Genomic DNA, 21919 nt, shown 5'->3' with positions numbered 1-21919 from the left:
GAGGCAAATGGCAATAGCCGCGGCACGACGGACGACAATTGCTACCGGCCTCACGGGCGAAACCGTACGCAGGGTCGAGTTCGGCGCGTGAAATTTGCTGGCCGGCAATCCGAACTTGTTGTTCGTTCGTAACTCTCATGCAATGTAGAATCGCCATTAGCGTTTCGACAATCTCCTGTATCCGGCGGATCACGGAGAGGTGGCGATGATATCTCACAGGTGCGCTCGCCTATTGGTCGCGGCTTCGACGGTCATTGCGGCTTCGGCCTTCGGCACAGGGACAGCGCTCGCGAATCCGGATCCCGGCCAGCAGCCCGACATCCCGGGGATTGACGAATGGCCCGTACAGTTCCCGACTACCTTGACCAACCCGATCGACGATGATGCAAACGACATCCCGAGCGACTGGAATAACGTCGGAATGATTTGCCAAAATCTCTCAGCCCATTGCGGCTGATCGGCCATCCCGCCAACCCAGCATCGACCTGGCGCGGTCCAGCAGTCTCGGCAAAACCGCCGCCATATCTTCCAATTCGGCTCGCGGGGCGGATCGTCGGCGATTGTGTTTGACAATCAGCGACCAGGTCGCCGCCGATTTGAAGCACGCCAGAGCCATGAACCACGCCAAATCGCTGACCTCGCAGCACATCTCAGACCGGTATAGCTCGGCGAGCTGGGTGATCGGTGGCACCATGCCGTCGGCCGGGCCGACCCGGCGGTAGGTATCCGGGTCGCAGTTGATCAGGAACCAGCCCGCGTCGATGCGGGGATCGCCTATCGACCAGATCTCCCAGTCGATCACCGCATTGACGTGTGGTCCCACCGCGAGCAGGTTGCCCAGCCGGAAGTCACCGTGCACCACGCAGGGCGTCATCGCGTTCGGTGGGCAATTCAACAGCGCGTCGCGCACTTTCGGCCAATCGGGGGCCAGCGCCTCCTCGACGGTCCGCAACGTGTCGGACCACCGGTGAACTTCGGCGACTGCATCGACCACCGGTTCATCGCCCAGCCCGAGGTCCGTCGGCGCGAGCCTGTGCAGCGCGGCCATGGCGCGGCAGGCATTCCGATACCGGTCGCCGAGACCTGGCGCCGGCGCGCAATCGTCGAACAGCGGTTCCACACACTCGCCGTCGACATGCGTCATCACGTAGAGCGGTGGTGTGCCGGGCGGATCCCCAGCGTCCTCCCACAGCACCGTCGGCACCGGAACACTGGTGTTTTTAAGCGCTTTGATGATGCGGGCCTGGCGCAGCACGTCGCGATGCGCAACCGGTTCGACACCCGGCGGCGCGACTTTGATCACCACACGTTGGCCGGCCCTGGTACCCGCGAAGGTGAGGCTGGAGGCTCCCCCGGACAGCGGAGCGACGTCCACGACCCGGGCGCCGTCGAGTCGCCGACGCAGCTCCGCGGCATCGAGCTCGGCCATTCAGCCCGCCGGCGCGGTCCAGCCGACCTCGGCAAGGAAGGGCTGGGTGTGCGCGATGCGTCCGGTCAGGGTCTTCGGATCACCCGTGCACAACCGGAAGGCCGTTTCGGTGATCAGTGCGATGTCCTCGGTGTCGGTCTTGGCCAGGTCGAGGGTGCCCGCGCCGGGCGTGGCCACGGGATTGGACGGGGCGGCCGCGTTCACCGCGATTCCGTCCTCGTATAGTTCGGCCGCAAGGCTTTTCGTTAATCGATTGAGTGCGGCCTTGGCCGTACCGTAGATGCCGAAGCCCGCGGTCCGGTCGAATTCCGAGAACGGCGGCCCGAGCGGCAGGTCGGCTCCCACCGAGGTCACGTTCAAGATCCAGCCGCGTCCACGCTCGCGCATCGCCGGTATCGCGAGCTGGCACAGGTGCAGCGGCCCGAGCACGTGCATTTCCATCATCAGCCGGGCCCGCCGCTCGGGAAACCCGTCGAGAGGGCGCAGGAACGTCACCGCGGCGTTGTTGACCAGAATGTCGGGTGCGCCCACGGCGCTGACCACTTCGGCGAAAAGCCGTTCCCGGTCTTCGGATCGGGATAGATCCGCCTGGACCGCAATGGCTTTCCCACCTGCACCGACAATCTCGTCGCGGGTCTGGCTCAGCGACCCCTGGTACTTCGGATCGGGGTCCATCGTGCGGGCGGTCAACGCCACCGTGGCTCCGCGTTCGGCCAACCGTACGGCGATCGCCCTGCCCAGGCCCCGGCTGCTTCCGGTGACCAGAGCCACCATCGCGTCGCAGCGTTGTGCGCTCATCTTCCGCCTCTCCGAACCCGCTGGAAACGGCTTCTCCGCATCAGAGAATGCCATTATCGCCGGATCAGGGGAAGCGAGGGTTTGCCGCTTCAGTCGGTCGTCGGTTGGCGAAGCCGCGACGGGCCCCTCCTCCGCCGTAAGGCATCGAGGGAGTAGGCGCCCCCGCCGAAGAAGACGAGCAGGAAGAAGGCGAAGCAGAAGAGGATCGCCAGAGCTCCGCCATTGCCCGCGGGGGGATCGCCGACGGGCCAAAGCGCCTTGGGTTGATGAATCGAGAAGTAAGCGACCGCCATCTCCCCCGAGGCGACGAACGCGACGGCGCGGGTGAACAACCCGCCGGCGATGAGCAGGCCCGCGACGATTTCGATCACCCCTGCATACCACTCCGGCCAGAAACCGAACCCGATAGGAACAGGCGAGCGGACGGGCCAGTCAAAGACGCTTCTCGAGCCATACGCGGCGAAGAGCAAACCGTAGACGCACCGATACACGCTGAGTACGGTCGGGGCGTGGCGGGCCAGTCTTTGGTCGAGATTGATCGTCACGCAGGCTAGGTTACGGTCGCGACCCAGGCGAGCAGGCGTCGCCACAGCTGGTGCCGGCTCGATGCCATGTTGTGGCAGTGCGCGCTGTCGGCCAGCACCACGGTAGTGATATCGGGGCTGCTTCGGTACAGGGCCGCCTCGGCGCGGGGATCCGGAGAGACGTCGACCACGCCGTAGCCAAGGAAAACCGGGATGTCGATCCGCGCCGCCTGCTCGGCGACGACGCCGGGAACCATCGCGGTGCCGAACACGCGGGGTACTACCGATTTAGCGGTGACGGAGTCGACGGCGACGATATCGGCGGGAACGTCGGCGAGATGAAACCAGCTCTGCAGGTGCTCGCGCGGCCCCTCGAAATACGGCTGCGGAAGGGCGGACAATATTTCGGCGGCAAGCTCGGCGCGGCCTTGTGAGGTGGCACAGCGCCCGATGGTCGCCGCATCCAGGTTCAGTGGCGCGACGTGTTGGTTGGTGCATCCCAACACCGCCAGCCCGGCGTAACTGGAAAACAGGGCCTGCTGAGTGATGGCCAGGTACCCGCCGAGCGAGTGCGCCACGGCGACCGGCGGCGCGTGGCTGCCGATCGTGTCCGGCAGCGCGGACACGGCACGCGCCAGCGTGGCAGCGATATCGCCGAAGTCGAAATCGCGTGCGGGCTGCGAACTTTCGCCAGTGCCCAGGGGATCTATCGTCACGACGCCGTAACCGTTCTCGGTGGCGAAGGCGGCGAAGCTGTACCCGTGGTGGCCGGGGATGTCCAGGTCCCAGTATTCGCGGCTGTAGGTACCGCCCGGCAGGCAGACCAGCACCGCGGGAGCCTGCTCGCAGCCGCGGGCAGGGTAGTACGTCGCCGCAAGTGACGCCCGCTCCCCGATCACCTCGCCGACATCGAACTCCACTGGATGCGCGACATGCGTCATACGGCGCAACCCTTCGTCAGCGGCGTCCATTCGACGCCCCGTCATGTAAATACGTACGTGTACCTCGGTATGCAAAGGAGGCGTTTTGACCTATCTCCTTCTCCTCGGCGCCATATTCGCAGAGGTGATAGCAACCAGCCTGCTCAAAAGCACCGAAGGCTTCACCCGACTGTGGCCGACCGTCGTGTGCCTGATCGGCTATGCCGTCTCCTTCGCGCTGCTGGCGGTGTCGATTTCGCGCGGCATGCAGACCGACGTCGCCTACGCGTTGTGGTCGGCGATCGGTACCGCACTGATCGTGCTGATCGCCGTGCTCTTCCTCGGCTCGCCGATATCGATGACGAAGATCGTCGGCGTCGGACTGATCATCGCCGGGGTGGTGACGCTGAATCTGGCCGGCGCGCACTAACCGCAGCGACGCCGCACTCCGGTGGCGGTGATCGTCGGTTTGGTGGCGGGTGGGGACTCCGGGGGCAGTTGGGACTAAAGCGGTTCCGATTCCGGCGGTGGCGGCGACATCGGCCTTTGATCGCGTTGGCGTGATCACGGAGCGGTACTCCGGAAAACACCGACATCCGGTCGTTGAGGTAGCGTTCTGCGCGAGCCTTCGGTGATCCCACGGCGAAGCAAGGACTGGAAATGAGTTCGTATTTATATGGTCTGCTGACCGCACTTAGCCTCGTCCTGGCCTTGATGTTGGCGGCCGTCGCTGGCGTATACGTAAATCGATTGGAACGCCGAACGACCGCTCCGGCCAGCGAGGGAATCGGGAGCGCCAAGGCGGTTCTGCACAAGGTGCGCAAAGGCGAACCGATGTCGCGAGACGAGTTGGACTACGCCAGGCAAGTCGTTGCCGATCGAGGTTCGTTCCTGGCCCTTTGCATCCCCGGTGCCTTATTCATGTTGGGTTGCTTCTATGTCTTCGGCAGCCTCTACCACTTGCATGGAGCGACTCCCTCCGAGCGGACATTCCTGGGGGTGATCCCCATGCTGACCTCGACGAACCTGGCCATTCAGATTCGCCGCCACGCGCGGTTGAAGCGGCGGCTGAAGAAAGCATCCTGACGACGGACAACGCGCGGCGTTCCGGTGCGGTCGCGGGCAGCCGGATGGGGCCGGCAGGCCTTCGCGGTTGCGTCCGGGTTGCGCTGTTGCTGGTCTATGCACAATCATATGGCCCATTGGGCACATAACCGTCTACTATTTGACGGCACGAGGGCGAGGGCGGGGGCACGAACACGTGTGTGCGTACCGGGTCACGAGAGGTGATCGGATGAGCCCTCGCTCAGTCGGGCGGACGGTTCTTTCGCGAATCTGGATGCCGGTGGTCGCCGTCATTGCGGTCGGAGTGGGTCTGTTGTGCATGTACAAGGTGCATCAGTTCTCCGAACCGGAGCCCGTCATCACCGTCAACGGCCCGCAGGCGCCCGAGCAGTTCAATCTCAAACGGATTACCTACGAGGTGTTCGGTTCTGCCGGGAAAGGCGGGAAACTCGTCTACGTCGATATCGATGGCCATCCGCACGAGGTTGATATCACGTCCTTGCCGTGGTCCCACACGGAGACCACCACGCTTTCAGTGGCATCCGGCAGCATTTCGGTGCACGTCCATGGCGGTCAGGTGGGTTGCCGGATGTTGGTGGACGGCGTTGTCCGCGACGAGCAATCGGGCGAGCATCAAGACGCCGACGTCCAGTGCAGGGTGAAGTCGGCGTGACCGACCATCGCCTCGACGGGCCCCGGGTCAAACGTCCCTTCATCCCCCGGATGGTGCGCGCGTTGGCGATACCGATCATCTTTTTTTGGGGTCTTCTCGCGGTCACTACGAATACCTTTATGCCCCAAGTGGAACGGGTCGCAGAAGAGCTCGCCGGGCCGATGGTCCCGCACTACGCCCCCTCGCAGCGGGCGCTGCTGCACATCGGTGAAAAGTTTCACGAATCCAACTCGACCAACTTGACCATGGTGGTGTTCGAGGCGAACCGACCGCTGGCCGACCAAGATCACCGGTATTACGACGATTTGATGCGCCGTCTCCAGCACGACACCAAGCATGTGCAGTACGTGATGGATCTGTGGGGCAAGCCATTCACCGCGGCCGGGGCGCAAAGCGTCGACGGCAAGTGCACTTATGTGCTCTTGCGTCTCGCCGGGGACATCGGCCAGATTCAAGCCAACCAATCCGTGGACGCCGTCCGCGACATCATCAAGAAGGATCCGCCGCCGCCCGGGCTCAAGGTCTATGTCAGCGGCGCGGCTCCGCTGGCCTCCGACACACTCGCTATCGCCAATGCGAGTCTGAACAACGTCACGATCGTCACGATCATCCTCATCCTCGTGATGCTGTTGCTGGTGTACCGCAGCCCCGCCATCCTGCTGGTGCCCCTGCTCGGAGTCCTCATCGAGATGCTCGTCGCGAAGGGCGTTGTCTCGACGCTTGGGCATTACGGGTACATCGAACTGTCATCGTTCGCGGTGAACATTGTCATCGCGTTGACCCTCGGCGCGGGAACGGATTACGGCATTTTCCTGATGGGCCGATATCACGAGGCGCGACAGGCGGGCGAAAGCCGGGAGGACAGCTTCTACATCGCGTACAAGGGTGTCGCACCCATCATCATCGGGTCCGGCCTCACCATCGCAGGCGCGTGTTACTGCTTGACGTTTGCGCGCCTCAACTACTTCCACACCATGGGGCCGGCCGTCGCGATCACCATGCTGTTCACCATCGCGGCGGCGATGACGCTCGGCCCGGCAGTCTTGACCGTCGGCAGCCTTTTCGGGATGTTCGACCCGAGAACCAGCGCCAAAGGAACTCTGTATCGGCGCATCGGGGCGAGCGTGGTGCGCTGGCCGGTGCCGATCCTGGTGGCCAGCTCCGCGGTCGTCATGCTCGGGGCGATCTTCGTGCCGAGCTACCGGCAGAACTACGACGATCGGCAGTACCAGCCGGCCGGCGCGCCCGCGAATCTGGGTTTTCAGGCTGCCGATCGACATTTCCCCAAGAGCAAGCTGTTCTCCGAGATGCTGATGGTCGAGACCGACCACGACATGCGCAACTCGGCCGACTTCATCTCGCTGGATCGCGTCGCCAGGGCTTTGATCCGATTGCATGGCGTGGCGATGGTCCAAGGCATGACGCGGCCTTTGGGCCGGGCGCTCGAGCACGCCAGCATCCCGTACCTGTTCACCACGCAAGGCAGCGGCAACGGACAACAACTCCCGTTCAACAGGGAGCAGAACTCCAACACCGATGCGCAAGCCGAGATCCAGGCGCACTCCGTTGCGGTCTTGCGCAAGGAGATTGGCTTCTTCCAGAAGGTTTCCGACGAGCTGCACCAGACGGTGCTCACCGTCGAGGACCTGGAAAGGGTCAGCAACGAGATCAATGAGGAGATCGCGAACGTCGACGATTTCTTCCGGCCGATCAAGAGCTACTTCTATTGGGAGAAGCACTGTTTCGACATCCCGATCTGTTGGTCGTTCAGGTCGTTGTTCGACGGGCTCGACCAGATCGACCACCTGGCCGAGGACATCAAGTACGCCAGGGTCTCCCTCGTGGAGGTCGATAAGGCTTTCCCGCAGATCATCGCCCAGCTGAAAGCCACCGCAGACGACACCGAGGCACTGCAGTCGAAGTTGATCAACAGTTACGGATCGGCGGATCTGCAGACCATCCAGACGGATCAGACGTTTGACGATCTGATCAACGTCGGCAACGACTTCGACAAGTCCCGCAGCGACGACTTCTTCTACATCCCGCACGAGGGCTTCGACAACGACGACGTCAAGACGGGCATGAAGCTGATGATGTCGCCGGACGGCAAGGCGGCCCGCTTCATCGTCACCCACGAGGGCGACGCGATGGGCCCCGAAGGTGTGGAGCACGTCGAACAGTTCCCCGACGCAATCAAGACGATCCTGAAAGAGACGTCGCTGGCCGGCGCGCGGGTCTATATCGGCGGTTCGGGCTCGAACGACAAAGACATCAAGCAATACGCGATGTCGGATCTGCTGATCGCGGCCATCGCGGCGTTCGTGCTGATCTTTTTGATCATGCTGTTCATCACGCGCAGCCTGGTGGCGGCGTTGGTGATTCCCGGCACCGTCGCATTCTCCTACGCCGGGGCGTTCGGCCTTTCGGTCCTGGTGTGGCAGCACCTCGTCGGCCTGCACCTGCACTGGCTCGTCCTACCGCTGACGTTCATCATCCTGGTGGCCGTGGGGTCGGACTACAACCTGCTGTTGATCAACCGGGTCAAAGAGGAGCTGCACGGCGGGATTCACACCGGCCTCATCCGGGCGCTCGGCAGCACCGGTGGTGTGGTGACGTCGGCCGGTTTGGTGTTCGCCTTCACCATGCTGGCCATGCTCACCAGCGACCTGCGAACGATCGGCCAGGTGGGTTCCACGGTGTGCATCGGTCTGTTGCTCGACACGCTGATCGTGCGTTCGTTTGTCGTGCCGGCCATCCTGCGGATCCTGGGGCCGTGGTTCTGGTGGCCCACGCTGGTGCGTGCCCGCCCGCTGCGGCAGCCCTGATCTGCATTTTGATCAATCGACCTGAAAGCTCACAACGCTAGGCTGGCGTTTACACAAGCGGTACTGTAAAAACCTCCGGAGTTTGGATCGAGGGAACCTGAAGGAGGATCTTCATGCGGGCAGTAGTGAACCTGGATCGGTGTGAAGGCAACGCCTTTTGTACGAATATCGCACCGGGCGTTTTCCAGCTCGACGACGACGAGTACGCGGTGGTCATCGCCGACCCGGTGCCCGCCGACCAGGAGGCGCTGGTCAATAAGGCCATCGCCGAGTGCCCGCGCGCCGCCTTGTCCCGCGAAGGTTAGGGCCCTACGCGCCAGAAGCCACACCGGCACCGGGCGCCGGCCATGAGCTGACTCGCAGATGCGCTAGCGCGGACGCTAGCACTTTCGAAAGCCACCTCACCTCGGCGCCGTCCGCCGGATCACCCATTCTCTTCCTGGATGCCGAACGTATTGACGGCCAAAGCCAGCAAGAGCTATCCGCCGATGGTGAACGTCAGATCCATGCATTGCTGCTGGGTGAACAACGCGCCCAGGGCATCCCAGATCGCATGGCTGATCGTGCTGTCAGCGGTGAGATCATCGACGGCCCTGATCACCGCCTGATCGGTCCGGTCGGCACAGCGGCCGGACCAGATGTCCTCGAGCTCGGATTCGGTCAGGCCGGCGCGCAGAGCGATCGGGATGTGGTGCGACCACAGGTACGTGCACTTGCTGCGGTGCACCACGCGCAGCAGCGCGACTTCGCGCACCCGGGGCGACAAGGTCGACCGGGTAAGCAGGTAGGCATTGAACGGCAGATAGGCCGCGGTCAGGTCGGGGTGGCGGACCATGGTCGACAAAACATTGCCCGCGCCAACGGGATTCGCCCGCTCGGTCGGAATCAGCGACGCGAGTGCCGAGCGGGCCCTCTCGTCCAACTCGTCGGCGGGCAACGGTGTCAGGCGTGGCGGACGCTGGTCGGCCGTGGTCATGCTATTGGATCGGCTCGTCACCGAGCACGGTGGTGCGCAGCATTTCTCGCTCCGAATCAGGATCGTCGGGGGCGGCGTGGTGCAGCACGCCGCGGTTGTCCCAGATGACCGTGTCGCCGATCGACCAGCTGTGGCTGTAGACCTTGTCGGGCAGTGGCCTTCTGCGGGCATTCGTCACCCAGCGGTGTGCAGCCGTCGATGTGCCAATCGAAGGTGGCCTTCAGGTAGGCGGCCGAGGCATTCTTGGACTTGTCCACCGTGATCGGGTAGATGCCGGCCACCGGATGGTGTCCGTCGGAAGAGTGGTCGATCTCGCCCAGGCGGCGGCAGAAGCCGACCTGAGCCTGCGGGTCGAGTCTCAGACCGCGAAAGACCAGAACCCCGTTGTCTTCCAACGCATCCAGCACCGCTGCCCCGACCGAGTCGTCGCTTGCCAGTGCGCCTGGCTCCAGGCCCACGACCTCGGCGCCGACGGACTCGGTGAGTTTGGTGATGGTGAGCAGACCCATGGTCGCTCCTTTCGGGGATGTATGGTGCGCCGGCCTTGGGCCGAGCGCTTAGGGCACCGGTCCGTCGGTTCGGATCATGACGGCGTCGGCGGCGTCGACCGGGGCGGGTTGATGCATGATCTCCACCGCCATGGCAACCATGATCAGCGAGTAGATCATGTGCAGCAGGTTTAATGCGTCGTCGGGCAAGGCGTCGAGGGGAAACTTGTCGCAGTAGTCAATCGCCTCTTCCAGCCGCGGGAAGAACGCGTCGTAAAAGTCGCGCAGCTGTGACATCGACGCGTTGACGCGGGCATTCCAGCGCTCGGTTTCGGTTGCCAAGCACCAGGTTTGGGCGTAGGCCTCCAGCTCAGCGAAAGCGCTGGGCAGCATGGTCTGCTCGGTGGTCACACTCCTACCGAATCCTGTTCGCGGCGGTACGCTTCGACCCAGTCGACCGCGACCTTGTGCAGATAGCGCACCAAGATCTCCTGGTCGCCCCAGTCCCTCATCGTCACCAAACTGTTGCCCGCGCTGCTGGCCGGCTGCACCGTCGTGCTCAAGCCCGCACCCGAAAGCCCGTTGGACGCGCTGCTTTTGGGCGAGATGCTCGACGAGGCCGGCCTCTCATCTGGCGTGGTCAACGTGCTCCCCGGCGACGCCGCGCTGGGCGCCTACCTCGCTGCCCACCGCGGGGTGGACAAGGTCTCCTTCACCGGCTCCACCACGGCGGGCCGCGCCGTCGCCGCGGCCTGCGCGACCAACCTCACCAAGGTCAGCCTCGAACTCGGCGGCAAGTCGGCGGCCCTGGTTCTCGACGACGCGGCGCCGGAAAAGGTCGCCGCCGGGGTGCGATCGGCCAGCTTGTCCGACAGCGGGCAGATCTGCAATGCGCTGACACGCGTTCTGGTGCCCCAAACCCGCCACGACGAATACGTCGATGCGCTCGCCGCCGAGATGAGCGGCCTTCGCGTCGGCGACCCCAGCGACCCCGAGACCCAGCTCGGTCCCCTGGTCTCTGGTCGCCAGCAGCAACGGGTGCGCGGCTACATCGACGCCGGTCAGCAGGAGGGGGCGCGATTGATCGTCGGCGGCACCGACATGCCCGCCGGACTCGACCGCGGCTGGTACGTCAAACCCACCCTGTTCGCGGCCGCCGACAACGCCATGCGGATCGCGCGCGAAGAGATTTTCGGCCCCGTCATCACGGTCATCCCGTACCGCGACGAGGAGCAGGCAGTCCAGATCGCCAACGATTGCGACTATGGGTTGGCCGGGTCGGTCTGGGGCAACGACACCGACCGGGCCCTGGCACTCGCCACCCGGATTCACACCGGCACCCTCGGCATCAACCAGGGCTACACCATGGATCCGTTTGCGCCCTTCGGCGGTGTCAAAGCCAGCGGTCACGGCCGAGAACTCGGGCCCGAAGGGCTAGACGGCTACCTCGACACGAAATCGATCGCGATCGCGTCGGGCGGCTAGGAAACTAGCTGGTCTCGCTCGTGACGTACACGGCGACGTATCCGATGGGGATGCCGGTCCAGGTCGCGATGCATTCGCGTGCTACCGGCTCCACGGCGATCCGGCTGGTGGCGCGGGTGGCCCGGCCGATCTCGGGAATCCGGATCATCCATCCGTCCGCGTCGCGCGTGATTTCGATATCGAAGCACTGACCGACCATCGGACACTTCACGCGGGGAGCGACCCGCTGTCGGCGGGCACTGCGCAACGATTGGCGGCGCAGCAGAGTGGGCTGAACAGACATGGCTGCTTTCGGTGAGTCGCGAACGAACCGCGGGCAAGATTAATGCGCGTCGAGGCGAAAACCTAATCGGTGATCGCAGTCCGATAACGAGGGATCGTCGGCCGGTGCGACTCGCGCTTCGCTATATTGCGGCGAGACTGGACTCCCCCGTTGCGCCGAACCATCCGAGGATGGCGCCGCCTGTTGTGGCTGCGGTCCAATTGTGTATGCCGCGAAGCGGTTTCGCGTGTTGGGTTCGGCACGGCGAGGGCGTGATCGGCGCGAATGGTTTACCCGTCGATTACGCCCTCGCCGTGCCGAGGGCGTGGCCGACGCTGCCAGTGACCGTTATGAAACCTTGGCCTAACCGGGCGGGGAACTCGGCCCGCCGGTTCGAATCCGCTTCGCCGTGGCGGCACCGTCTTCCTGTCGAGCGTCGCATGGGAACGGCTATCAGTCGCCTCAGACTGTGATGTAGAGCACATCCTGGCATGGCATGTTGCGCACGTCACAAGGCAGGAGATTTCATGGTAGACGTGGATCGCCCCAGAAAAGCCGTCATCACCCCCCGTGCCGGCGCGGCCGTCAATTCACACCGTCTGCTCGTTGCCATCGTGACTGTCACGGTGTTTGTCTGCGCGATCGTGGGCGTGATCGCGGCCGCGGTCATGGGCCAAACCACCGCGGCCCTTTTCATCGCGCTTGTGGCTGGCGGGTGGTTCTCGGCCGCCGCCTTGTGCTGAGCCGCGCTTGATCGGCAGATTCGCGCCGTCTCGCTACCGATGAGTCCCGCTTATTCTTGCGCCTTATTCTCGCGCCTTGCCGGCGTCAAGGGAGCATTGCCGAAGCCGGCGCAGCGTGTCGGGATCCTTCTCAACCCGCAGGCGGCGTCGTCCGTCCTCTTCGGTGCCGACGCGAACCGGTAACTCGTCGCCGCCTCCACTGGCCGGATCGACCAGAAGGTCCAGTTCGTCGCCGTCGACGAACAACACGGCGTCATCGTGCGAAAGCCGCCACGGGTGGCCATCGGTAGGCCACCGGCCACCGATGACCCGAATGGTGTCGCCATCGGCGTCCTCGTCGCCGTCCGCATCAACCATGACGCAATCGATCCACAACTTCGCCGGCACCGGACGGAAGTACACCGCGAGGCGCTGGCGATTGAGGTCCAGGTCGACCGGCATCCCGATCGGTGGAAGCGATGTGCCCTCGGGTTGGTCGTTCAGGGATTTCTTGACCTGACGAGAACCGATGCCGGTGCCGAACCAGTCGATGCTCAGGACGGTGGTGATGTACTGCGCGATCGCCAGGGTCAACAATCCGCCCGCCCCGGCGGCTCCAACCCCAGCAGCCCCCGCTACCCAGGTCACCGGCAGCGCAAGCAGACCGACGACAGCCGCCGCACCTGCAGCCGTGGCCACTTTGCCGGCTGTGGTCAGGCTGAAGTCCGCATTCACGTCCGGCTCAGAGTTCTGCGCCGGTCGCACCCCCACGGTTCGCGGTAACCGATCGAATCGCGCGCTGATTCGCTTGACTTCCGCCTCGTATTCCTCGGAGCTGAGCTGACGGGCGCGCTTCTTCTGACCGGCCAGACTCAGCGTTTGTTCGAGAACCTCGATGGTGTCCACGTCCTCTCGTTGCAGCTCTTTCCCCTTCGGGTCGCGCGGGATGTCGCCGAGGCCCATTTCGTACGTCACCTTGAAGGTGGCCTTGAAGTCGTAGAGCTTGGTTTCGGCGCTCACCGTGCCGTCGACGACCAGTCGGCCGTTCTCGGTTCGCGGCACAATATCGGCGTCGAGAGCGTCGAGGCAGCGGTCTTGCCCGCCGATGCTGATGGTCTTCGGACCCGCCAGCGCGCATGGCGCGTCGGGGTCGAAGTCGCTCTCGTCGAGATCGAAGCTGTTCATCACGGTGTTACGGACCTGCCGCAAAATGCTCCACCCGGTGGCGGCCAAAGCCGCCCTCTCACGAGGGTTTTCGGCGAGGACCGACGCGGGCAGCTCCTCACCGGGCGGCAATTCGCGCAGTGTCTGCAGCTGCACCACCATGGATTCCTCGACGGCCTCGCCGACGTCGAAGCGTTGCACAATGGCATCGAGTTCCTTGACCGTGCTGTCGTCTCGGGCCTCGGGGTCGACGTCCACCGGCGACGGCAACAGCGCCTGAATCCCGTTGTCTCCCATTGCCTCCAGTTGTGGGCGGACCGCATCGGCGATTTGGGCGGCAAGCGAGTCGAGCACCCTGGTTCTGGCTTCCTCGTCGGAGAGGCCGGGGTGCTGCAGTTTCTCGAGGTTCACCATCAGCTCCCCCGCGATGCTGTGGGTTATCCAGTACGCCTCGGCGTAGTCGAGTTCCCAGCTGATCCGCGGATCTTGTCCGGTAAACACTGTGACCCCGTCGTCACGGCGCTCGATGTGCGGGCCGAACAGCCACCCGGCGTGGGGGTCCGGCAAAGGGGCGGCCGCCAGCACAGGTGCATCCTGGGATGTGAAGTTCAGCGCGATCGTCTGCTTGTCCGGCTCTATCTGGTGCGGCTCGAGCTGCTCGTGAATCGTCAACCGCCCGAACAGCGGAATCTCGTTGTACGGAATCTCGCGCGACTCCCCGGCACGCGGACCATCCGGGATGGTGATGGTGGCCGGGGGCAGCGACACCAGCGGGATACAGGTCACCGAATCGATAACGATCTTCGAATCGAAAATCACCAGGTCTATCGCGAAGTGCCGCAACGGGTCGCGAGGTTCACCGTCGGCTTCCTCCTGCCACAGCCGCTGATGAGAGTCGAGGATGAACCAGACACGATCCAGGGTGAGATCAAGGGTGGCCGTCGCGGCGTATCCGGTGCCGTCGACGGACTGCGTGTACCTGTCGCCGCTGAACATCTCGACCGTCTGATCCTGCACGCGTTCACGATGAATTTCGATGATCGTGTCGGGGCGATGCATGTCAAACTCCGTCCCTCGGCGGTACGCACTCTGCCGTCGTCGCGTATGCGGTTATGTCGGCCCGATCGACTTGTTGTGGATGCTGTACCCAAAAAGGCGTGTTTCGAGTCACCCCCGGGCCATGTGGGGTAGCGGGCGTTCGCCTTTGCTAATCCGGCAAGCTCGGCGGGAATTCGGCGCGCTTCTCGAGAGCCTCCCGATACGCATGAACCCGCCCCGGCATCGTCGCGAGCACCGCGATGGTGCGGCCGCCCCGCCCGTAGGCGCCGACGAACTCCCCGGCGTCCGGATTGCCTTCGATGACCTCGACGGCATCGTAATCAGTTGGCACACCTAGCATCTGAAGCTTGATGTCGTATTGGTCGGACCAGAAATACGGCACCGCGTCGAACGGCTCGGCGTGCTCCGGCCCGGCCAGCAGTGTGCGCGCCGCCGCCTCGCCCTGCCGTGCCGCGTCATCCCAGTGTTCAGTACGCAGATGACGCTCGTACAGCGGATGCCACCAGCGCGCCACATCCCCGGCGGCGACCACGTTGCCGTCGCCGGAGTTGCCCTCGGCGGCACCGGTGGCATCGCAGACCACCCCGTCGTCCAGATGCAGACCCGAGCCTTCCAGCCAGGCGGTGGCGGGAGTAACGCCGAGCCCGACGATGACGACATCAGCTGGGACCTGCGAACCGTCGGTGAGTCGAACTGCTTCCACCCGCCCGTTGCCGACGAATGCGTCGACACCGACGCCGACGCGCAGGTCCACCCCATGTTCGCGATGCAGCTTCGCCCAATAAGGCGCCAGCTCGGTACCCAACGCTTGAACCAGCGGTCCGGCGGCCTTTTCAACAAGCACAACATCGAGGCCCAACGATCGGCAGGTCGCAGCCACCTCGCTGCCGATAAAGCCGCCCCCTACCACGACGACACGAGGACGCGAGCCGAGTCGCTCTCGGATCGCCAAGCAGTCCTCTACCGTCCGCAGCAGGAGCACCCCATCGGGGGTAGGGCCGCCCGGCCATTCGCGCGGTTCAGCGCCACTGGCGATGACAACTCCGTCGAAATTCAAGGACAGGTTCTGACCCTCGTCGCGGACCCGGACGGTACGTGCCGATACATCCAGACCAACCGCGGTCGCCCCTCTGAAGACCCGCGCTTCCATGTCTAGCTGCAGCGCCATGTCGACGCCCGCTCGGTGCACCTGACCGCTGAGCAGCTTCTTCGACAAGGGCGGCCGATGATACGGCGCCTGCCGTTCGGCACCCACGATGGTAAGGGCGCCGTCAAAGCCGTAATGTCGCAGCGTTTCCGCTGCCCGCATCCCTGCCACACCGGCGCCGACGACGACCACTTCGTTGAGCTGACGACTCGGCATCGCGTCAGTCCTCCACCACGATCGCCTGGGTGGGGCACGACACTTCGGCGGCCTTCAACGGTCCGCGCAACTCCCGCCGGGGCTGCTCTTGGAGCAGGTGTAGCCCGTCTTCTCGCACGTCGAAAACCTCGTGGCACAGGCTCATACAAACGCCGTTGCCATCGCAGGTATCAAGGTCCACCGAAACCTTCATCGCACTGCGACCTTTCCTTCTGACTGTGCCCGTTCGCGGGCGGCCTTCGCCGCCGGCGATTTCTTGATGTACTCGACCGCCATCGTCGTGACCGCTTCGGGGCCGGGATGATGATGGGGCCGCATATACCTGGCGGGCTGGGTCACCATCAGCTGCCAGGGGCCGGGCAGCTTGTACTCGCGGGCCGCACGCAGCCAGTCGCGCCAGCGCCACTTCTGGTCGGTGGTCGGATCGTGAGCCATCAGATATTTCGCTCCGGCAATCCACCACCCGTAAAACAGCGGCGTCGTCATGAGCATCGAGAAGGCTCTGATGAAGTAGTTGCCGCACACATGCTGATAGACGTCGAACACCAGCGAGCGGTGCTCGACCTCCTCGGCGCCGTGCCAGCGCAGCAAATCAAGCATCATCGGGTCGGTGCCCGCGTAATCCAGACCTCGGTTCTGCAGTACCCATTGGCCCAACATCGCGGTGTAATGTTCCAGCGCTGCGACGTCGGCCAGGCGTCGATACAGCCACCACCGCTTCATCGCCGGCGGAAACCACCTGGGCGGATCACCGAGCGCCACCGACAGCATCTTCCGCAGCCGCGACGTGTACGGCTTGGTGTCGATGCCCTGCTCGGCCAAATGGTCGAGCACCACCTGATGCGCCCAGGCATGCCAGGACTCCTGCTGGATGAACGGTTTGATCGCCGCCTCCAGCTCCGGGTCATCGACCAGCGACGACGCCTCGAGGACGGCCTTGATGAAGTGCCGCTCCCCTTCGGGTAGCAGCAGATGCAACACGTTCATCATGTGCGTTGAGAACGGGTCGTCAGGTACCCAGTGCAGCGGCGTCTCGGACCAGTCGAATCGGACCATCCGGCGATAGCGCGGGTGTCCCTCGTGGTGAAGTTGGACCTCGGGCATCAGAAACTCCTCCCGGCGACGACCGTGGCTTAGTCGGTCGAACCTTTGCCTTCGAAACAAACGAGGCGACCCGCGACCGAGCCGAGACGGCCACCGTTTCGCTGCGGAACAATCGTTCACTCAGCCGCGTACCCACCTGGCGACCCGATCATGCGTGTCAACGGCGCCAGGAAGCTAAGAGTTTCCTTGCTGGGTTAAGGAGCAGTTGCTCTGGCAACGAAGGTGTCCAGCGAGGCTTCAAGGCCTAATACAGCGGAATCCAGACACCGAAGTACCAGAAACCCCATCCACCGAAAACTGGATTGAAGACCGGAATTGCGGTGTAGCCGTAGTAATTAAACGGCCCGAAGTCGCCCCGTGCCAGGGCGATGTCGCGCGGCGGCCCATGCCACGGGCCGTTCCAACCACCTGGCGGCGGGGGTCCGTTCCAGCCACCCGGAGGCGGCGGCCCGAACCAGTTCGGCGGCGGAGCACCGGGCGGAGGTCCATCATTCCAGCCAAACCCTCGCGGCCGCGGCCAAGGCGGCGCCCCGTGGTCGGGTGTGCTGAACCCGCGAGGCGCATCCCACGGGCCCCCCACCCGGTCATTGCCCCTATCGAAAGCACCTCTCGGCGTGTACGGCTGGAATCGAGCTTGCGGTGCACCCGGCCCGGGTCCCCCGGGTCCGACTCCTGGTCCTCCCGGTCCTACCCCTGGTCCTCCAGGGCCATGTCCACCGGGCCCAGGTCCACCCGGTCCCACCCCAGGTCCGCCCGGCCCAGGTCCGCCGGGACCATGCCCACCCGGCCCAGGTCCGCCGGGTCCCGGTCCGCCAGGTCCCGGTCCACCCGGTCCCACCCCAGGTCCGCCCGGCCCAGGTCCGCCAGGTCCATGTCCACCGGGACCAGGGCCACCCGGTCCCACCCCAGGTCCGCCCGGCCCAGGTCCGCCAGGTCCATGTCCACCGGGACCAGGGCCGCCCGGTCCCACCCCAGGTCCGCCCGCCCCATGTCCACCGGGACCAGGGCCCGGCCCGGGGCCTGGTCCCGGCCCCGGGCCGCCGGGACCGGGGCCCTCGGGAACCGGACCCAATTCCGGTCCGCCGAGGCTTGGTACGCATTTTTCGCAGGGCGGATTCAACGGGACTGCGTTGGCAAGCCCCTCGCCCACCGTCAGTCCCGAGATGCCAAGACCCGCGGCAATGGCCGCCCCGGCCACACGCTTCACATACATTCCGTTCGTCCCTCCGACTGCTCGCCGACGATCACGGTGGCCTCGGCGATTACGCTGACCGATATCTCCCACTTACCCGCTGGTCCGAGCGTTCTTATAGCGAAGGTAACACCTCTTCGGTCAGCCAGCAACGCTGTTAAATGTTCTAAGCAAGTCCATAGTTATTTGCTGCCGCCGACCAAAGTAAAGCATTGAGAAAGGGCAGTTCGGCCACGCACATCTTTTCCTACAGATGCGACTGTCCGAGGTTTCAGCGGAACCCCTGCATTCAGTAACCACTACTGCCCAGTACCAGTAGGCCGTCGCCTTTACCTGGTGAAAGCAATAATTTACGGACCTACTGAGTTCCGACCAGTACATCAGTATTTATTACTTTCATTGATCGCTCGCTTGCCTATATTCGCGCTATTAGTCAATTAACTTAGAAGAAAATAATTACTACACATCCTGGCCTAAGATCTTTCAGCTCAATTAGCACGGGCTGCGGGTCAGCAATCAGATGTATAATGCCTGCTAATAGCGCGTTCGCCTTTGGCAGGTCCCCGATCGTTATGGGCAGGCCGAGCGTGGTTGAGCATGGCCCGGGGCTTCCGAGCGTAATCCACGATCACGCGCAAATCGGTGGCCCACCAACGCCAGGCTGGCGTCCTCGAGGATGTCATGACATACGGAAGTACTGATTCCCGGCGGACGAAATCTCCGGGCGACGAGACGACCCATCGACGCCGATCGCTTGAAGGGTGACGTCGAACCATCCCGCGGCGCCGGTGCACCACCACCCGCCGCCTCGCCACCGGCCGAACCTGCCGCCGTGCGGACCCGAAGCGCGGTTCGTCGACTGCGACTGCGACTCACTCACCGCTTCGGAATGGGTGCCTTGCGAAAGTCTCGAACATTGGCTGCGAATAGCCGCCTGAGCAGGGCTTTGTATGACATCCTTTGCGGATGCCTACGGGGGTGGCCCCTTCGGGGGTGGTGACCTTTCTGTTCACGGATGTGGAGGGGTCCACCCGTCGGTGGGAAGCCGACGCCGACGCTATGCGGGCCGCACTCGCCGCGCATGATGACGTGTTGCGCTCGGCGATTGAGGCCAATGGTGGCTTCCTGATCAAGCACACCGGTGATGGCGCGGTAGCAGCGTTCTCGTCGCCAAGGGCGGCGGTGAATGCGGCCATCGCCGCCCAGCGCGAACTGGAGTTGCCGGTCCGAATGGGGCTGGCCACCGGGGAGGCAGAGCTGCGGGATGGGGATTACTTCGGAGCTGTGCTGAACCGTGCGGCGCGGATCATGTCCACCGCGCACGGCGGGCAAATCCTGGTGGCCGAATCGACGGCGGTTCTGGTCAGCGGAATCGACCTGGTCAACCTGGGGCCACGTCGGCTGCGGGATGTGCCGATGCCGGTCGGGGTCTACCAAGTGAGGGCGCCCGGTTTGGCCACCGACTTTCCGGCGCTGCGAGCGCTCGATACAACGCCCGGGAACCTGCGGCCGGCGACCACCAGTTTGATCGGACGCGAGGCAGCGGTCGCCGACATCGCAGCGGCGGTCAAGGCGCGACGGTTGGTGACGCTGACCGGCGTCGGTGGGGTCGGTAAGACCCGCCTGGCGTTAGAGGTCGCGGCACGACTGGCCGATGAGTACCCCGATGGTGTGTGGGTTTTCGAACTGGCCGCGGTAACCGATCCCGCAGCCGTGCCTGACATGGTTGCGTCGGTCTTGGGGGTAATACAGCAGCCCGGCAAGAGCGTGAGCGAGTCGCTAGCCGCCGCGTTGGAGGGCCGGGTTCGGCTGTTGGTATTCGACAACTGCGAGCACGTTCTCGATGCGGCCGCCGATTTGATCGAGGCCATACTCGCGCAGTCGGCGACGGTACGAATCCTCGCTACCAGCCGAGAGGGGCTCGGAGTCCCCGACGAGCAGGTGTGGCCGGTGCGCTCGCTGGACTCGGCGGCGGGTATCGACTCCGCAGCGGTGCGGCTGTTCGTCGAACGCGCCCAAGGCACTTCGGCGGGCTTCTCGTTAGTCGACGGCGGTGAAGCCGCCGCGGTCACCGAGATTTGTCAACGTCTGGATGGGATTCCACTGGCCATCGAGCTAGCGGCGTCGCGGATGGCGTCGATGACCGCCAGTGAAATGCGCGATCGTCTCGATCACCGGTTCAGGTTGCTGGTCGGCTCGCGGCGCGGCCTGGAACGCCACCAAACCCTGCGCCACGCAGTGGCCTGGTCCTACGACCTTCTCGATGGCACCGAAAAGACGCTGCTGGGACGCTGTTCGGTGTTCGCGGGCGGGTTTGACCTCCAAAGTGCCTGCGCGGTAGCCGGATCAGCTGAGCGCGACGAGTACGCCGTGCTGGAGGCACTCGACGCTTTGGTGCGCAAGTCACTCGTGCTCGCCGCGCGGTCTGGCGGGCGGACCCGGTATTCGATGCTGGAAACGATCCGCCAGTTCGCTGAGGAACAACTCGTCACATGCGGTGCGGCAGAGGCGGTCCGGACAGCGCACGCACGCTACTTCGCCGGACGAGAAGCCGACGTCATGGACCTGTGGGACAGCCCGCGCCAACGCGAGTCGTATGACTGGTTCGCAATGGAGTTGGCGAATCTGCGAACCGCGTTTCGGTGGGCCGCCGATCACGCCGACGTCGATGCGGGCGCGACTATCGCTGCGTGCTCGGCTTTTCTCGGCTTCCTTGTCGAAAACTACGAGCCACTGGCCTGGGCCGAAGAGATGATCGAACCCGCCCGAGCCGTCAACCATCCCCGGCTCGCTCCCCTGTGCGTGATGGCAAGCCAGTGCTTTTTCCAAGGGCGCATCGAGGAGGCTGTCGGCTACAGCGACATCGGAGCGTCGGTCATCGCCGGGGGCGGTGATACGGCGCCGTATGACGCGGCCGAGAGTTGGCTCGGCAGTTCATACCTGTCGATTGGCCAACCTGAGCGGTCGGTCGAGCTATGCCGAGCCCGGCTTTCACGCGGTGGTCGCACCAATACAGCCACCTGGGCAAGCCTCATACTGTGGCTCACGGTTACCGGCGCCAACGACCAGGCGATGGTCACCGCCGATGGCCTCATCGATGCCGCCGAAGCGATTCCCAATCCGTGCGAGCTGGCGTATGCGCTTCTCGCCTACGGGTGGGTCTTCCGCGACACGGATGCCGACCAGGCACTGAAGGCTCAGCGCCGGGGGCTGGCCATCGCGCAGGACAGTGGCAACCGTCTGATCGAGACACAATTGTTGATGACGCTGTCCGGGCTTGCGGCGCAACATGGGAACCCGTTGGAGGCGTTGGAGTTCTCCGCGTTGGCTATTCGCAAATTCCACGAGTCGGGCAACGTCGGCATGTTGCACCTGCCCTTGGCCCTCCTCGCAGCATTTCTCGACCGGCTCGGACGGTACGAAGCGGCGACCACTATCGCCGGCTTCGCGGCACTCAATCCGGTGACAGTGTCGGGATTCCCCGAACTCGTCACCGCGGTCACTCACCTCCGTGAGGTCCTCACCGACCAGACCTACGAGTCGCTCGCCCGCAAGGGCGAAGCGATGACGGTATCCGCCATCGTGACATACACCTTCGACCAAATCGACCAGGCCCGAGCAGGATTGGATGCTATCTCGAAATAAACCAGACCACCGCCTACGCTCATATCGGTGCGTTAAGCCGCGTCGACTTCCACCATGCTGAACGGCGAGGCCGTCGGCATTATTCACGTCATGTGAACGCCCGCCTGCTGCACCAGATTTCGATACTCATCACCGGTGTGTTCCCGGCCCGCATTACTGACCAGCATCTCCAAACCCGGCCAGCTGGCGACCCAGTCCCGGTCGTCCGCAGTTATAAAGATGCTT

General features: G+C 64.2%; 20 protein-coding genes and 2 pseudogenes. 8 read left to right on the top strand and 14 right to left on the bottom strand.

Features of this window, described 5'->3' with window-relative positions; genetic code table 11:
• Window positions 1-439: 439 nt before the first annotated feature.
• From AC5Y4F_RS09630 to AC5Y4F_RS09615, 4 genes are all read right to left on the bottom strand, one after another.
• Window positions 440-1429, bottom strand: a complete 990-nt coding sequence (locus AC5Y4F_RS09630) for a phosphotransferase family protein (RefSeq protein WP_067937314.1) — start codon at window positions 1427-1429, stop codon at window positions 440-442.
• On the bottom strand, window positions 1430-2227 hold the full coding sequence (locus AC5Y4F_RS09625) for an SDR family NAD(P)-dependent oxidoreductase (protein ID WP_067937312.1): 798 nt from the start codon (window positions 2225-2227) through the stop codon (window positions 1430-1432).
• Between the two features lie 89 nt (window positions 2228-2316).
• Window positions 2317-2772: a DoxX family protein gene (locus AC5Y4F_RS09620; protein WP_499996246.1), complete on the bottom strand. Its 456-nt coding sequence runs from the start codon at window positions 2770-2772 to the stop codon at window positions 2317-2319.
• A 5-nt stretch (window positions 2773-2777) separates the two neighbouring features.
• A complete protein-coding gene (locus tag AC5Y4F_RS09615) occupies window positions 2778-3692 on the bottom strand; it encodes an alpha/beta hydrolase (protein ID WP_082947702.1) in 915 nt (304 codons plus the stop codon).
• A gap of 85 nt (window positions 3693-3777) precedes the next feature.
• On the opposite strand from AC5Y4F_RS09615, the gene AC5Y4F_RS09610 reads away from it, so the two are divergent.
• The 5 genes from AC5Y4F_RS09610 (at window position 3778) to AC5Y4F_RS09590 (ending at window position 8539) form a co-directional block, all read left to right on the top strand.
• Window positions 3778-4101 carry a DMT family transporter gene (locus AC5Y4F_RS09610; protein WP_067937306.1) on the top strand — a complete coding sequence of 108 codons (324 nt, stop codon included), beginning with the start codon at window positions 3778-3780 and terminating at the stop codon, window positions 4099-4101.
• Between the two features lie 230 nt (window positions 4102-4331).
• Entirely contained in the window at window positions 4332-4757 is a 426-nt protein-coding gene (locus AC5Y4F_RS09605) for a hypothetical protein (protein ID WP_067937304.1), read from the top strand.
• A gap of 208 nt (window positions 4758-4965) precedes the next feature.
• Window positions 4966-5409 carry an MmpS family transport accessory protein gene (locus AC5Y4F_RS09600; RefSeq protein ID WP_499996243.1) on the top strand — a complete coding sequence of 148 codons (444 nt, stop codon included), beginning with the start codon at window positions 4966-4968 and terminating at the stop codon, window positions 5407-5409.
• Between the two features lie 50 nt (window positions 5410-5459).
• Entirely contained in the window at window positions 5460-8234 is a 2775-nt protein-coding gene (locus tag AC5Y4F_RS09595) for an MMPL/RND family transporter (protein WP_499996449.1), read from the top strand.
• A 113-nt stretch (window positions 8235-8347) separates the two neighbouring features.
• On the top strand, window positions 8348-8539 hold the full coding sequence (locus AC5Y4F_RS09590; RefSeq protein WP_067937300.1) for a ferredoxin: 192 nt from the start codon (window positions 8348-8350) through the stop codon (window positions 8537-8539).
• A 173-nt stretch (window positions 8540-8712) separates the two neighbouring features.
• Here the strand turns inward: AC5Y4F_RS09590 and AC5Y4F_RS09585 are convergent, their stop codons facing one another.
• The 3 genes and pseudogenes from AC5Y4F_RS09585 to AC5Y4F_RS09575 all read right to left on the bottom strand — a co-directional run bounded on the left by AC5Y4F_RS09585 (window position 8713) and on the right by AC5Y4F_RS09575 (window position 10091).
• Entirely contained in the window at window positions 8713-9210 is a 498-nt protein-coding gene (locus tag AC5Y4F_RS09585) for a carboxymuconolactone decarboxylase family protein (protein WP_067937298.1), read from the bottom strand.
• A gap of 1 nt (window position 9211) precedes the next feature.
• Window positions 9212-9719: pseudogene (locus tag AC5Y4F_RS09580) on the bottom strand (TauD/TfdA dioxygenase family protein).
• A gap of 48 nt (window positions 9720-9767) precedes the next feature.
• Window positions 9768-10091 (bottom strand): hypothetical protein, encoded by a 324-nt coding sequence (locus AC5Y4F_RS09575; protein ID WP_067937340.1) that lies wholly within the window; start codon window positions 10089-10091, stop codon window positions 9768-9770.
• A 93-nt stretch (window positions 10092-10184) separates the two neighbouring features.
• Here AC5Y4F_RS09575 and AC5Y4F_RS09570 point away from each other — a divergent pair.
• Window positions 10185-11183: pseudogene (locus tag AC5Y4F_RS09570) on the top strand (aldehyde dehydrogenase family protein); the annotation flags it as partial.
• A 4-nt stretch (window positions 11184-11187) separates the two neighbouring features.
• On the opposite strand, the gene AC5Y4F_RS09565 reads toward AC5Y4F_RS09570, so the two are convergent.
• Entirely contained in the window at window positions 11188-11382 is a 195-nt protein-coding gene (locus AC5Y4F_RS09565; RefSeq protein WP_067937295.1) for a long chain fatty acid-CoA synthetase Faa4p, read from the bottom strand.
• 590 nt (window positions 11383-11972) lie between these two features.
• Between AC5Y4F_RS09565 and AC5Y4F_RS09560 the strand changes: the two genes are divergently transcribed.
• Window positions 11973-12188 (top strand): hypothetical protein, encoded by a 216-nt coding sequence (locus AC5Y4F_RS09560; RefSeq protein ID WP_067937290.1) that lies wholly within the window; start codon window positions 11973-11975, stop codon window positions 12186-12188.
• 63 nt (window positions 12189-12251) lie between these two features.
• On the opposite strand, the gene AC5Y4F_RS09555 is transcribed toward AC5Y4F_RS09560, so the two are convergent.
• The 6 genes from AC5Y4F_RS09555 to AC5Y4F_RS09530 all read right to left on the bottom strand — a co-directional run bounded on the left by AC5Y4F_RS09555 (window position 12252) and on the right by AC5Y4F_RS09530 (window position 17847).
• Entirely contained in the window at window positions 12252-14390 is a 2139-nt protein-coding gene (locus AC5Y4F_RS09555; RefSeq protein ID WP_499996239.1) for a hypothetical protein, read from the bottom strand.
• Window positions 14391-14538: 148 nt separating this feature from the next.
• A complete protein-coding gene (locus AC5Y4F_RS09550; protein WP_499996236.1) occupies window positions 14539-15753 on the bottom strand; it encodes an NAD(P)/FAD-dependent oxidoreductase in 1215 nt (404 codons plus the stop codon).
• Between the two features lie 4 nt (window positions 15754-15757).
• The gene (locus AC5Y4F_RS09545; protein WP_067937285.1) at window positions 15758-15946 is read right to left on the bottom strand and encodes a ferredoxin; all 189 of its coding nucleotides are present in this window, start codon (window positions 15944-15946) and stop codon (window positions 15758-15760) included.
• The gene (locus AC5Y4F_RS09540) at window positions 15943-16857 is read right to left on the bottom strand and encodes a metal-dependent hydrolase (protein ID WP_067937283.1); all 915 of its coding nucleotides are present in this window, start codon (window positions 16855-16857) and stop codon (window positions 15943-15945) included. The genes AC5Y4F_RS09545 and AC5Y4F_RS09540 overlap by 4 nt, the downstream gene beginning before the upstream one ends.
• 244 nt (window positions 16858-17101) lie before the next feature.
• Window positions 17102-17599, bottom strand: a complete 498-nt coding sequence (locus AC5Y4F_RS09535; protein ID WP_369829722.1) for an MAP_0585 family protein — start codon at window positions 17597-17599, stop codon at window positions 17102-17104.
• On the bottom strand, window positions 17545-17847 hold the full coding sequence (locus AC5Y4F_RS09530) for a hypothetical protein (RefSeq protein WP_499996232.1): 303 nt from the start codon (window positions 17845-17847) through the stop codon (window positions 17545-17547). The genes AC5Y4F_RS09535 and AC5Y4F_RS09530 overlap by 55 nt, the downstream gene beginning before the upstream one ends.
• Window positions 17848-19015: 1168 nt before the next feature.
• On the opposite strand from AC5Y4F_RS09530, the gene AC5Y4F_RS09525 reads away from it, so the two are divergent.
• Complete coding sequence (locus AC5Y4F_RS09525) at window positions 19016-21694, top strand: ATP-binding protein (RefSeq protein ID WP_499996227.1); 2679 nt, start codon at window positions 19016-19018, stop codon at window positions 21692-21694.
• Window positions 21695-21919 lie beyond the last annotated feature (225 nt).

The sequence above is a fragment of the Mycobacterium sp. NGS56 genome, from assembly GCF_059812425.1.
The sequence above is the reverse complement of the archived record's forward strand: the minus strand, read 5'-3'. Positions and strand labels throughout refer to the sequence as shown.